We start from the raw sequence: 12,938 nt of genomic DNA, 5'->3' as shown, positions 1-12,938 counted from the left end.
ACAACCATGCTCAACGACGAGTACGAAGAGCTGCGCAAGACCGTCGAGTCCTTCGCCCGTGAGGTGGTCGCCCCCGTGATCGGCGACTACTACGAGCGGGAGGAGTTCCCCTACGACATCGTGCGCCAGATGGGCCAGATGGGCCTGTTCGGCCTGCCGATCCCCGAGGAGTACGGCGGCATGGGCGGCGACTACTTCGCGCTCTGCCTGGCCCTGGAGGAGCTGGCCCGGGTCGACTCCAGCGTGTCGATCACGCTGGAGGCGGCCGTGTCGCTCGGCGCGATGCCGATCTTCAGGTTCGGCACGCAGGAGCAGCGCGAGCGCTGGCTGCCGAAGCTGGCCTCGGGCGAGATGCTGGGCGCGTTCGGCCTCACCGAGCCGGGCGGCGGCTCCGACGTGCCCGGCGGCATGCGCACCACCGCCGTGCTCGACGGCGGCGAATGGGTGATCAACGGGACGAAGGCATTCATCACGAACTCCGGCACCGACATCACCGGCGTCGTCGGCGTCGCGGCGCTCACCGGCGAGCGGGAGATCTCCACGATCCTCGTGCCGGCGGGCACGCCGGGCTTCACCGTCTCCAAGAAGTACTCGAAGGTCGGCTGGAACGCGTCCGACACGCGCGAGCTCGCCTTCACCGACTGCCGGGTGCCCGCGGAGAACCTGCTCGGCACGCGCGGGCGCGGCTACGCCCAGTTCCTCCAGACCCTCGACGAGGGCCGCGTCGCCATCGCCGCGCTGAGCGTCGGCCTGGCCCAGGGCTGCGTGGACGAATGCCTCAAGTACGTCAGGGAGCGCCACGCGTTCGGCCACCCGATCGGCCACTACCAGGCCATCCAGTTCAAGATCGCGGACATGGAGGCGCGGGCGCACACCGCGAGGCTCGCCTACTACCACGCCGCCGAGAAGATGCTCGCGGGCGCGCCGTTCAAGAAGGAGGCCGCCATCGCCAAGCTCGTCTCCTCGAACGCGGCCATGGACAACGCCCGCGACGCCACCCAGGTGTTCGGCGGGTACGGCTTCATGAACGAGTACCCGGTCGGCCGCTTCTACCGCGACGCCAAGATCCTGGAGATCGGCGAGGGCACCAGCGAGGTGCAGCGCATGCTCATCGCCCGCCAGCTGGGGCTCGGGGACCTGTGAGATGTTTGCGCCGGATACGTCCGACGTCCTAGGGTCGTGGCCCATGACGGCTGACGATCTTCTCATCCGGAGGGCGGAGAAGGGCGACGCGGACGACGTGTTCGCGCTCGCCCGCGAGTTCGGCCTGACCTTCAGGCCCGAACGCGAAGCCTTCGACGCCGCGCTGCCGCAGCTGCTCCAGAACGACGACGCCCTGCTGCTCGCGGCCGTGGTGGGAGGTCGGGTCACCGGTTACCTGCTGGGTTTCACGCACCTGACGCTGTTCGCCAACGGGCCCGTCGCCTGGGTCGAGGAGGCGATGGTGCGCACCGGCGCCAGGCGGCAGGGCATCGGCAGGGCCCTGCTGGAGGAGTTCGAGCAGTGGGCCCGCGCGCGCGGCGCCAGGTACGTCGGCATGGCCACGCGGCGGGCGCCCGAGTTCTACCACGCGCTCGGCTACGAGGCCTCGGCCACCTTCTTCCGCAAGGTCATGCGCTACTAGCTAGCGCGCGCCGATGGTGGCCCCGCCGTCGACGACGAGCATCTGGCCGGTGGTGTACCCGCTCGTCATCAGGTGCGTGAAGGCCCGCGCGACGTCCGCGGGCTCCCCGACCCGGCCCACGGGGATGCCCGCCGCGGCGCCGGCGAAGAACTGGTCTCGCTCGCCGGGCGGCATGCCGTTCCAGAGCGGGCTGCGCACCAGACCAGGGAACACCGCGTTGACCCGGACCGGAGCGAGCTCGACCGCCGCGGCCCGGGTGAACGCCTCGATCGCGCCGAGAGCGACGGCGGCTGCGGTGAATCCCGGCGTCGGGCGCAGCATGCCCGCTCCACCGCTGAGCGTCACCGACTGACGTACGAACGGAAGAGCCGCCCGCACCGCGGTGACGGCGCCCCAGAGCCGGACCTCCAGGAAGTCCCGCATCGCGGGGACCCCGACCTCGGCCAGCGGGCCGGACACCAGCGCGTCCCCGGCGGTGAAGGCGAGATGATCGTGCGGGCCGGCCGCTTCGAAGAACCCGCGAACCGCCTCCGGGTCGCGGACGTCGAGCACCTGCCCCACGGCCGAGTCGGGCAAGTGCCGCAGAGCGGTCGTCACCGACTCAGGGCTGCGCGAAGCGATGACGAGCTCGGCGCCGAGTTCGGCGGCGCGCCGTGCCGTGGCCAGCCCGATGCCCGAGCCGCCCCCGACGACGACCACCCGCTGCCCCGCGAGCTCGGAGTGACGGTGACGCATGGTCTCGACGGTCATGGTGCGGTGTCCCTTCCTGGAACGTCGTGGTGTACGCCGACCACCTTCCAGGTCAGGGGCCGCGGCCGTCCAAGACCTCTTCCGCAGCCCGCCGATACCCTGGGGGTATGGGAAACGATGTGGATCTGCGCAAGCTGCGCTACTTCCTCGCCGTCGCCGACGAGGGGAACTTCACTCGCGCGGCGGCCTCGCTGCACATCGCCCAGCCCGTGCTGAGCCGCCAGATCCAGTCGCTCGAACGTGAACTCGGCGGGCCCCTGCTCATCCGGCACCCGCGCCGGCTCGAACTGACGCCCGCCGGGAGGAGACTCCTCACGGACGGAAGGCGGCTGCTCGCCTCCGCCGCACGCCTCGCCGACGACGTACGCGGTCTCGCCACGGGTCTGCACAGCCTCACCGTCGGCCACCACCGCGCCGTACCGATCCGTCAGGCGGTCCTGGCCTTCCAGCGCGCGCATCCCGGCGTCGAGGTGACGGTCGTGCCGTTGGACCACGACAGCGAGATCCGTGCGGTGCTCAGGGGAGCGGTCGACGTGGCTGTCGTGTGCCTGCCCCTGCCGCCGGAAGGCGTCGCCACCACCGTGCTCCGGCGGGAACCGACGATGGTCGCGCTCTCCACCGCCCACGAACTGGCACGACGGCAGGTCGTCACCCTGGCCGACCTGGCCCCCTTCGAACGCGCGCGCTTCCACGACGCCGGCCCCGGAGGCCGCCCGCTCCGCGACGCGGACGACAGGCTCGACCTCCTGGCGAGCAGCTCGGCGGTCCATCTCGCACCCGCCCTCGTCGCACGTCGCTACCAGCACCCGGACATCAGGTTCATCCCGGTGAGCGACGCACCACCCACGCCGGTCCTCGCTGTCTGGGACGGCGCACGGGACCCGCGGCTCGTCGCGGACTTCACCTCCGCCGCGCTCGATGTGTACGACGCCATGGACGGGAACGCCCAGCCGGCGGGGCCCGTACCTGGCGCCGGGGGCGGCGCGCCCGGGGGCGGGGGCGGGCGTCATCCGGTCGCGCGTCTGTCGGAGGCGGATGGCATCCTTGGGGCGTGAGCATCCACACCGTGAGCCCCCAGTTCGTCGGGCGCGCCCGCGAGCTCGGCGTCCTCGGTGACGCGTTAACGCGGGCGCGGTCCGGCGCGTCCACCACCGTCCTCGTCGGCGGCGAGGCGGGAGTCGGCAAGACCCGGCTGATGAAGGAGTTCGCCGAGCGGGCGGGCGACGCCCTGGTGCTCGTCGGCGGGTGCCTCGAACTCGGCACCGAGGGCCTGCCGTTCGCGCCGTTCACCGCGGTGCTGCGCAGGCTCGTCCGCGAGATGGGGCGCGACGGCGTCGCCGCCCTCGTGCCGGGCGGCACCACGCGGGGGCTGGCCAGGCTGCTGCCCGAGTTCGGCGAGCCCGACAAGGACGGCGCCGAGGCCAGGGCCAGGCTGTTCGAGCAGGTGCTCGGGCTGCTGGAGCGGCTGGCCGAGGAGCGCACCGTGGTGCTCGTCGTCGAGGACGCCCACTGGGCCGACCGCTCCACCCGCGACCTGCTGTCGTTCCTCGTGCGCTACCAGCGCACCGGCGCGCGGCTGCTCATCGTGGTCACGTACCGCACCGACGAGCTGCACCGCAACCACCCGCTGCGCCCCCTGCTCGCCGAGCTCGGCCGGGTCGAGTGGGTGACCAGGACCGAGCTGCGCAGGCTCACCCGCCGCGAGGTCGTCAAGCTGTCGGCGAGCATCATGGAGCACGCGCCGTCCCCCGCCGAGATCGACCTCGTCTACGCCCGCAGCGAGGGCAACCCGCTGTTCGTCGAGGCGCTGCTCAGCGAGGCGGGCGGCGGCGACGCCATGCCCGAGTCGCTGCGCGACCTGCTGCTCGCCGGGGTCGAGCGGCTGCCCGAGGAGACCCAGGAGCTGCTGCGCGTGGCCAGCGCGGGCGGGCAGCGCATCGAGCACGACCTGCTGGCCGCGGTGTCCGGGCTCGACGAGTCCGCGCTGTCGCGCGCGCTGCGGCCCGCCGTCGCGGGCAACGTCCTCGTGGTCGACGGCGAGGGCTACGCCTTCCGCCACGCGCTCATCCGCGAGGCGCTCCACGACGACCTGCTGCCCGGCGAGCACACCCGGCTGCACACCCGCTACGCCGAGGCGCTGGAGCGCGACCTGTCCATACTGCCCGCGCCGCGCGGCGCGATCGAGCTGGCGCACCACTGGCACGCCGCCCACGACTCCGCGCAGGCCCTCGTCAGCGCCTGGGGCGCCGCGGCGGCGGCCCGCAAGTCCACCGCGTACGACGAGCAGCTCAGGATGCTGTCCCGGGTGCTGGAGCTGTGGGACCAGGTGCCCGGCGCCGCCGCGCGCATCGGCGTCGACAGGGTCCAGGTGCTCAGGCAGACCTCCACCGTCGCCCACCTCGCCGGAGAGTACGAACGCTCCATCGCGCTGGCGGGCGCCGGGCTCGCCGAGGTCGATCCGGAGGCCGACCCCATCATGGCCGCCGTCCTGCTGCGCCAGCGCGGCCTGACCCGCTACGACCTCGGCCGCCCCAACTACCTCGACGACCTGCGCAGGGCCGCCGCGCTGGTGCCCGAGGAGCCGACGAAGCTGCGCGCCCAGGTGCTGGAGACCCTCTCCCGCATGCTCCACCGCCCCGAGAGCTGGCCGGAGAAGATCGCCACCGCCCAGCTCGCCATGGAGATCAGCCACGCCGTGGGCGACGGCCCCACCGAGGCGCACGCCCTCATCACGCTCGCCTGGGCGCGCTGCCGCTTCACCGACATGGAGACCCACATCGAGGCGTTCGCCAGGGCGCGGAGCGTCGCCGGCCGCCACGGGGCGTACAACGCGGTCATGCGCTGCGCGATCTCCGAGACCGACGCGCTGGAGGGCGCCGGCCTGCACGAGCGGGCGGCGCAGGTGGCACGCGACGGCGTCGCCGAGGCCGAGCGGTACGGCCTGGCCCGCACGTCCGGCACGTTCCTGTCGATCAACCTGGCCGAGCCGCTCGTGTCGCTCGGCCGGTGGGACGAGGCGCTGCAGGTCGTCGAGCGGGCGCTCGAACTGTCGCCGCCCCCGCCGTACCGGGCGAGCCTGCAGGGCTTCGCCGCCGACATCGCGCTGGCCCGCGGCGACCTCGACCGGGCCGAGACGCTGCTCGCCGACTCGCGGGTCGTCCTCGCGCGCGGCTCCTTCCGCGACCAGACCGTGCTGCCGCACCTGCGCAGGGAGATCGAGTTGCTGCGGGCCAGGGGAGACGTCGCGGGCGCGGTCGAGGCCGCCGCCCGGGGGCTCGACGAGCTCGACCTGTCGTCCAGCTCGCGGTACCTCTGGCCGGTGCTCGTGTCGTTCGCCGAGCTGGAGGCGCCGTTCACCGGCACCCTTCGTGAGCTGGCCGCCGGGCTGGCCGTCGAGGGGGCGCTGCAGGAGGCGTACCGGCGCACGTTCGCGGCCCTGACCTCCGGCGGCGCGGGCTCCGCCGAGGCCTGGGGGGCGGCGGTGGCGGCGTGGACGGGGCTCGGGCAGCCGTACTCCGAGGCGCGCTGCCTGGTGGGCGCCGCGCGCGCGGCGCTCGCCGCGGGCGACAGGCAGGGCGCCGCCACCGGGCTGGGCCGGGCCAGGGAGCTGGCCGCGGGGCTCGCCGCCGCGCCGCTGCTCGGCCAGATCGACGCCCTGGCCAGGCGGGCCGGCATCGGAGGGTCCGGCGACGAGGCCGGCGGCCAGCCGCTCGGGCTGACCGCGCGCGAGCTGGAGGTGCTGCGCGAGGTGACGCGCGGGCACAGCAACAAGGAGATCGCGCAGGCGCTGTTCATCTCGGTGAAGACGGTGAGCGTGCACGTCTCCAACATCCTGGCCAAGCTCGGGGTCGCCACCCGGGGCGAGGCCGCCGCCACCGCGCACCGCCTGCGCCTCTTCGACGGCGACACCGCCTGAGCCTCCGGCGGCTCACCTGGGTCAGGCGGTGAGCTGGGCCTCCAGGCGGTAGCCGTCCACCGTGACGTACACCTGGTCGCCGGGGCGGGCGTTGAGCCGCATCAGCACCGGCTGGAGCGAGTCGAACACCGGCTGCTGCCCCTGCCAGACCAGGACGATCGCGTTGTCGCCCGGCCCGGTGACCGACAGCAGCGTGCCGGGCCGCATGCCGAGCTGCGTGGCGTACCCCTCGGGCACCGGCACCGGGCCGCCCCGCAGGTGCTCGGGCGTCACCTCGATCCGCTGCCAGCGGCGCGGGTCGGACGACGGGCTCGGCAGCGGCGGCGGAGGCGTGGCCGGCGGGCCGGGACGCTGGGCGGGCAGGATCGGCGGGCGGCTGCTCGACAGCGCCGACAGCGTCGCCAGGGCGGCCGACGGGTCGATGGAGCCTTGCGCGGCGGCCGGGATCGGCTGGCCGCCGCGGTGGTGGTGGCCGTTCGCGCCCGGCGTGCGGCGGGGCAGCGGCTGGGCGGGGGCCGGGACCGACGACCTCGGGTCGGGCGCCGACTCGGGCGGCAGCGCGTCGAGCCACGCCTTGGCCGAGTGCGCGCGGATGCCCAGTTCGCCGAGGAGCTCCACGACGTCGGCGTCCGGGGGAGCGGAGGCGAGGAGCCGGCGCGTACGGGCCTGCAGGCCGTGCAGGTCGCCCACGACGAGCCAGCCGTCCTGGAACCGCCGGTCGGGCATGAGGGTGACCAGCACCCGCCACAGCGGCGTGCGCAGCGACGGCACCATCACCGGGTGGGCCGGGTCGGCGCCGATCAGCTGCTCCTCCGTGGCCGCCGCGCCGAGCCACTCGGTGAGCCTGAACATGTGGCCCGTCACCGGCGCCGACTCCGACGAGCGCAGCCAGTGCAGCACCCGCTCCTCGGCGGTGCGCTGGGCCTGCGAGAGCGCGTCGCGGTCCACGAGCAGCTTGTGGGCGAGGGTGCGCAGGCTGATCGGGTCCTCGGCGAACAGCCGGTGGACGGCGACGGCGAGTTCGAGCTTGTCGAGGCCGCGGAAGAGGCCGTCCACGACCCTGACCATCGCGTGGTCGGGGTCGGAGGGGACGGCGGGGTAGGCGGAGGAGTCGGTGCCGGGCCCGCCCGCCGAGGGGGCGCCGGGCGTGGGCGCGGCGTCGGGCCGCGGGGACTGCGCCCCGGTGGGCCGCTGGGGCAGCCCGCCGCCCTGGGCGGGGCGCTGCGGGAGCGCGCCGCCCTGGCCCTGCTGGGACGGGCGCTGGGGGAGGCCGCCGGGCTGCGCGCCGGTCGCGCCGCCGGTCTGCGGCTGGGCGCGGAAGGAGCCGGTGCCGGGGCCCTGCGACTGGTCCTGGGCGGGGCTCGGGGGCGTGCCCTGGGCCACGGCGGCGTTCTGACCGTTCTGGGTGTTCTGGGCGTTCTGTCCAGGGCTCTGGGCGGGGTGCTGCCCGGAACCCTGCGCGGAACCCTGCCCGGAACCCTGCGCCGGGAACGCGCCGGTGCCGGGGCCGCCCTGCACCGGGAAGGCGCCCGTGCCTGGGGCGCCCTGGCCGGGGCCCGGGTTCGTGCTCTGGCCGGGGCCCGCGCCCTGGCCGGGGAAGGAGCCGGTGCCCGGACCCGGGCGGCCGGGGCCGGCGGTCTGGCCGGGGGCGCCGTTCTGGCCAGGGAAGGAGCCGGTGCTCGGGCCCTGGGCGGCGAACGCGCCCGTGCCGGTGGCCTGGGCGGGGAACGACCCGGTGCCCTGCGCGGGGAAGGAGCCCGTCCCCGGGTCCTGGGGTCGGCCCTGGGCGGGGAAGGAGCCGGTGCCCGCGCTCGCGGCCTCCGGCTGCGGATGGCCCTGCGGCTGGCGCTGGTACGGGCCCGCGGCGGGCACCGCCGGGAACGAGCCGGTGGTCGGCCCGCCGTCGCCCTGTCCAGGGAAGGTCCGCTGCGCGCCGCCCTCGGGCTGACCGGCGAAGGGACGTTGCGGGCCGCTCTCCGGCTGGCCGGCGAAGGGCCGTTGCGCGCCGCTCTCCGGCTGGTCCGCGCCGCGCTGCAGCGGGCGGGTGACCTCGGGCGACGGGGGCGCCTCACGCTGGGCGGGGACGCGGCCGAGTATCTCGCGGAAGACGGAGCCGATCACGGCCTCGGGCGTCGCCGACGGCGTCGACAGGTCGCCCGGCGACAGGCGGCGCAGCCGCTGCCAGCCGCCCAGCCCGGCGACCGCCGTACGGGTGGCGTCGGGCCATCCGGGCAGCGCCGGGTCGATGTGGTGGACCGTCAGGGCGGGGAGGAGGTCGCAGAGCGGGAGGTGCCCCCACCGGGCGGCGGCCAGCCGGGCCAGCCGCTCGCACATCCAGTCGAGGCCCGCCGTGCCGAGCGCCCGCGAGAGCGACAGGGAGAACCACCAGGCCGCGGGGAGCCGGGGATCCGCCAGCACCTCCGCCACCTGCTGGGGGCCGCTCCAGCGCAGAGCAGGGACCAGGTCGCTCAGGCAGATCGATGACTCGACTTCCATCGGCGGACCTTATCCTCCCCAGTGTGCCGCGTGAGGCAGACGTGACCAGCGTGGTCAGTGGTGCAGCCTACGCCGCAAGCTATCAATCAGTGCGAATAGGGTAAAGACGGTTCAGCTCCAAACCGTACCGTGGACGGCCCCCAACCTGGGCCACACATACCGCACCAGCACGGCATCCCGCCTCCAGAGCAGCCTGTTCGCCAGCCCCGTCCAGGAGGGCTGTGAGGAATCCCGCAGCGAAGGCGTCGCCCGCCCCGGTCGAGTCCACCACCTCGGCGCGCACGCCCGCGGCGGAGGCGACGACGCGGCCGTCCCTCGCGGCCAGCGCGCCGTCGCCGCCGAGCTTCACGACCGCCGCGCCGTACCGCTCGCTGAGCAGGGCCGCCGCCTCCTCCGCCGTGCCGGCGGAGGCGAGCAGCAGCGCCTCGGCCAGGTTGGGGATGATCAGCCCGGCGGTGGCGGTCTCCTCCAGGAAGCGTTCCACGCCGAAGCCCGACAGGGGGCCCGTGGAGGCCGGATCGACGCTGACGGCCACGCCCGCCGCCGCGGCGTCGGCCATGGCCCGCCTGGCCAGGCGCAGGCCGGGCTCCGCGAACAGCGTGTAGCCCGACACGTGCAGCCGGGCCACGCCGTCGAGCAGGGACGGGTCCCAGTCGGCCTCGGAGATCGCGCCGCCCGCGCCCCGGTTGGTGAGCATGGAGCGTTCGCCGGTCTTGTCCACCATCGCGATGACGACCGCCGTCGGACGGTCGGGATCGACGGTGACGTGCGCGCGCACCCCGGTCCTGGCCAGCTCCGCGGCGTGCCACTCGCTGCTGTCGTACCCGAGCCTGGCCAGAAGGCGGGCGTCGGTGCCCAGGTGGGCGGCCCAGGCGGCGGTGTTCGCCCCTGAGCCGCCCGGCCGCAGGACGATGTCGGCGGCCGTGTCGGTGCCGGCGAGGACCGGCGAGCCGTGCAGCGCCACCACGTCGGTGACGACGTCGCCGACGACGAGCAGGCCCCGTCCGGTCACCGCTGCGACCACGCGACGGCGATCCGCGCGGCGAGGCCGGTGTTGCCCTTGACGGCGGCGAGGTTGGCCTCCAGCGAGGCGCCGTCGGTGCCGCGCACCAGGTAGCCGAGCAGGAACGGGGTGATGGCCTGGCCCTTGACCCCGTCGCGCTCGGCGGCGGCCAGCGCCTCGGCCAGCACGCGGTCGTGCAGTTCGGGGTCGAGCTGGAGGTCGGCAGGGACGGGGTTGGCGAGGATGAACGCGGTCTCCTGGCCGCCGAGCGCGTCCTGGCCGCGCATCACGGCGGCGGCCTGCTCGGGCGACTCGACGCGCCACTCGACCGGCTGGCCGGAGGAGTGCAGGTAGAAGCCGGGGAAGGTGTCGGTGCGGTAGCCGGCCACGGTCACGCCGCGGGTCTCCAGGCGCTGCAGCGTGGCGGGGACGTCCAGGATGGACTTCACGCCGGCGCAGACGACGGTGATGCGGGTGCGGGCGAGGGTGTCGAGGTCGGCCGACTCGTCCTGGTCCTCGGTCCAGCCGCGGTGGACGCCGCCGAGTCCGCCGGTCGCGAAGACGCGGATGCCCGCGCGGGCGGCCAGGAACGACGTGGCCGACACCGTGGTCGCGCCGCTCGCCTTGAGCGCCGACGCGAGGGGCAGGTCGCGCTGGCCGAGCTTGCGCAGCCCGGACTCGGTGGCGATGCGCTCCAGCTCCACCTCGGTGAGGCCCACCCGGGCGACGCCGTCCAGGACGGCGATCGTCGCAGGCACGGCGCCCGCCGCGCGCACGATCTCCTCCAGCTCCCGCGCGACCTCCAGGTTGCGGGGCTGCGGCAGGCCGTGGGAGATGATCGTGGACTCCAGCGCCACGACCGGCGCGCCGTTGGCCAGGGCCTCGGCGACCTCGTCGGACGGCTGGATGAGGGAGTCGGCGGTGCTGTGCATGGTGGGGTTCATGCTCCTTTGGCTGGGTTGAGCGATTCTCAAGGTGAACGGCCGTTTTTGCGGAAATTGTTCCGAACGGAGCAGGGTAGGGCCCCGCACCGCCGACGTCCAACCCGGACCGGTCGCCGCCCAGGAGGCCCGATCACACGAGCAGGGCCACCCCGGCGAGCGACACGGCCGAGATGATCGCCGTCGCGATGCCGCCGAGCAGCAGCGCCCGCCCGCCCCTCACGAGGGTACGCACGTGGATGCCGGTGCCGAGGCCGAACAGCGCGGCGGCCATGAGGAGCGACGTCACCTGCGGCACCGCCGCCGTCACCGCGTCCGGGACCAGGCCGGTGGCACGCAGGGCCACCATCGCGAGGAACGCCGCCACGAACAGCGGCATCACCGGCGGCCTCCCCGCCGGAGCCGACGCCCGGCGGCGCCACGACACGAGCGCCACCATCGGGGCCAGCAGGATCACCCGGCCCAGCTTGACCGTGACGGCCGCCGCGAGGACGCCCGCCGCCGCGCCGATCGCCGCCACCTGGGCGACCTCGTGGACGGCCGCGCCGGTCCAGACGGCCAGCTGGGCGGGCGCCAGCCCGAGGAGCGAGCCCAGCAGCGGCAGCACGACGATGGCGGTGCTGCCGTACAGGACGACGCCGCTGAGCGCGTTCGCGGCGTCGTCGTCGGAGGCGTCCGCGGTCTCCCGCATGGCGGCGACGGCCGCCGCGCCGCAGATCGACACGCCGGTCGCGACCAGCAGCGACGTCCCCGGGGCCAGGCCCAGCCTGCGGCCGATGAGCGGCGTCACCGCGAACGTCGTCCCGGTGGCGGCCAGCACGACGGCCATCGTCTGCCAGCCGAGCGCCAGCACCTGGGGCACCGCGATCTGCAGGCCGAGCAGGGCGACCGCCACCCGCAGCACCCGCCGGGACACGAACGCCAGCCCGGGGCGCAGCCGCTCGCCGACGCCCGCCGTGTTCGCCAGCGCCGCCCCGAGCGCGACGGCCACCACGGCCGGGCTGAGCGCCGGGACGAACCGGCTCAGCGCCGTCGCGAACCCGACGGCCACCGCGGCGAGCAGCACACCGGGCAGGTTCGCCAGGATCGCCGCGCGATGCCGCCCGGCCGCCGCCGGGTGCGGGGTGGAGCCGCCGGGGGAGGGGCGGCGGGGCGCGGAGGGGGCGGGAAGGCGGTCGGAGGAGGAGGCCATGGGGCCAGTCTTCGGCCCGCCGCAGGGGCCCGGTAGCCGGTGCTTGCCTGGGAGGTCATAGCCTGTGGCTATGAGCAGGCTCCCCGATCTCGACTCGCTGAAGCTCCTGGTCGACGTCGGGGAACTGGGCAGCCTCGGACGGGCCGCCAAGGCCGCGGGCATCGCGCAGCCGTCCGCCAGCAAGCGCATCGTCCAGCTCGAACGCCGCCTCGGGCTGCCCCTCATCGAGCGCACGCCCAGGGGCTCCACGCTCACCGCGGAGGGCCGGATGGTCGCGGGCTGGGCGGCGCAGGTGCTGGCCGCCGCGCAGGAGCTCGTCCGGGCCGCCCAGGCGGTGCGGCACGGGGAGGCGGCGCAGCTGCGGGTCGCCTCCAGCATGACGGTGGCCGAGTACCTGGTGCCGCGCTGGCTGGGCGAGCTGCAGAACAGGGAGCCCGGCATGCAGGTCGGCCTGGACGTCGTGAACTCCGCCGACGTGGCCGCGAGGGTGCTGGCCGAGGAGGTGGAGCTGGGCTTCGTCGAAGGGCCGAGCGTGCCCGAGGGGCTGGCCAGCCGCGTGGTCGGCACCGACCGGCTGGTGGTCGTGGTCGCCCCTGGGCATCCCTGGGCGCGCCGCCGCACGGCCCTGCGCGGCCCCGAGCTGGCCGCCACCCCCCTCGTCGTACGGGAGCCGGGATCGGGCACCAGGGAGACCCTGGACGTCGCCTTCAAGGATCTCCACCGGGCCAGCCCGAGGCTGGAGCTGGGGTCGAACTCGGCGGTCAAGGGCGCGGCGCAGGCGGGGGCGGCGCCCGCGGTGCTGAGCGGCTACGCGGTGGAGGCGGAGCTGGCCACGGGCCGCCTGGTGGAGGTGCCGCTCGCGGGGCTGAACCTGGTGCGCAGCCTGCGCGCGGTCTGGCGCCGCGGCCGCCCGCTGACCGCCCCCGCCGCCACCCTCCTGGCGATCGCCAGCCGCCCCTGACGGCGCGCTCTCCCGCCGCGCGAGGTCGGCCTGAGACGTTGACGGGACGTGTGGT

10 protein-coding genes are annotated in these 12,938 nt (G+C 75.1%); 5 read left to right on the top strand and 5 right to left on the bottom strand.

Annotated elements, in window-relative coordinates:
* The first annotated feature begins 6 nt into the window (after positions 1 to 6).
* Together BMX74_RS07005 and BMX74_RS07000 are read left to right on the top strand one after the other, a co-directional pair.
* Positions 7 to 1,143 (top strand): acyl-CoA dehydrogenase family protein, encoded by a 1,137-nt coding sequence (locus tag BMX74_RS07005; protein WP_055505759.1) that lies wholly within the window; start codon positions 7 to 9, stop codon positions 1,141 to 1,143.
* Between the two features lie 43 nt (positions 1,144 to 1,186).
* The gene (locus BMX74_RS07000) at positions 1,187 to 1,624 is read left to right on the top strand and encodes a GNAT family N-acetyltransferase (RefSeq protein ID WP_055505758.1); all 438 of its coding nucleotides are present in this window, start codon (positions 1,187 to 1,189) and stop codon (positions 1,622 to 1,624) included.
* On the opposite strand, the gene BMX74_RS06995 is transcribed toward BMX74_RS07000, so the two are convergent.
* Positions 1,625 to 2,374 (bottom strand): SDR family oxidoreductase, encoded by a 750-nt coding sequence (locus BMX74_RS06995; RefSeq protein ID WP_218153907.1) that lies wholly within the window; start codon positions 2,372 to 2,374, stop codon positions 1,625 to 1,627.
* Positions 2,375 to 2,481: 107 nt separating this feature from the next.
* On the opposite strand from BMX74_RS06995, the gene BMX74_RS06990 reads away from it, so the two are divergent.
* Together BMX74_RS06990 and BMX74_RS06985 are read left to right on the top strand one after the other, a co-directional pair.
* Positions 2,482 to 3,429 carry a LysR family transcriptional regulator gene (locus BMX74_RS06990; RefSeq protein WP_091099111.1) on the top strand — a complete coding sequence of 316 codons (948 nt, stop codon included), beginning with the start codon at positions 2,482 to 2,484 and terminating at the stop codon, positions 3,427 to 3,429.
* A complete protein-coding gene (locus tag BMX74_RS06985) occupies positions 3,426 to 6,290 on the top strand; it encodes a helix-turn-helix transcriptional regulator (protein WP_055505755.1) in 2,865 nt (954 codons plus the stop codon). The genes BMX74_RS06990 and BMX74_RS06985 overlap by 4 nt, the downstream gene beginning before the upstream one ends.
* 21 nt (positions 6,291 to 6,311) lie before the next feature.
* On the opposite strand, the gene BMX74_RS06980 is transcribed toward BMX74_RS06985, so the two are convergent.
* The 4 genes from BMX74_RS06980 to BMX74_RS06965 all read right to left on the bottom strand — a co-directional run bounded on the left by BMX74_RS06980 (position 6,312) and on the right by BMX74_RS06965 (position 11,922).
* Positions 6,312 to 8,786, bottom strand: coding sequence for a hypothetical protein (locus BMX74_RS06980; protein ID WP_091099108.1), 2,475 nt, complete (start codon positions 8,784 to 8,786; stop codon positions 6,312 to 6,314).
* A gap of 82 nt (positions 8,787 to 8,868) precedes the next feature.
* Positions 8,869 to 9,798, bottom strand: a complete 930-nt coding sequence (locus BMX74_RS06975) for a carbohydrate kinase family protein (protein WP_091099537.1) — start codon at positions 9,796 to 9,798, stop codon at positions 8,869 to 8,871.
* On the bottom strand, positions 9,795 to 10,733 hold the full coding sequence (locus BMX74_RS06970) for a pseudouridine-5'-phosphate glycosidase (RefSeq protein WP_236714929.1): 939 nt from the start codon (positions 10,731 to 10,733) through the stop codon (positions 9,795 to 9,797). Before BMX74_RS06970 ends, BMX74_RS06975 begins: the two co-directional genes overlap by 4 nt.
* Before the next feature lie 130 nt (positions 10,734 to 10,863).
* Positions 10,864 to 11,922 (bottom strand): YeiH family protein, encoded by a 1,059-nt coding sequence (locus BMX74_RS06965; RefSeq protein WP_082535282.1) that lies wholly within the window; start codon positions 11,920 to 11,922, stop codon positions 10,864 to 10,866.
* A gap of 70 nt (positions 11,923 to 11,992) precedes the next feature.
* Between BMX74_RS06965 and BMX74_RS06960 the strand changes: the two genes are divergently transcribed.
* A complete protein-coding gene (locus BMX74_RS06960; RefSeq protein ID WP_055505753.1) occupies positions 11,993 to 12,883 on the top strand; it encodes a LysR family transcriptional regulator in 891 nt (296 codons plus the stop codon).
* Positions 12,884 to 12,938 lie beyond the last annotated feature (55 nt).

Origin of the sequence: Nonomuraea pusilla (genome assembly GCF_900109355.1) — a bacterium.
Classification (GTDB): Bacteria; Actinomycetota; Actinomycetes; order Streptosporangiales; family Streptosporangiaceae; genus Nonomuraea; species Nonomuraea pusilla.
The sequence above is the reverse complement of the archived record's forward strand: the minus strand, read 5'-3'. Positions and strand labels throughout refer to the sequence as shown.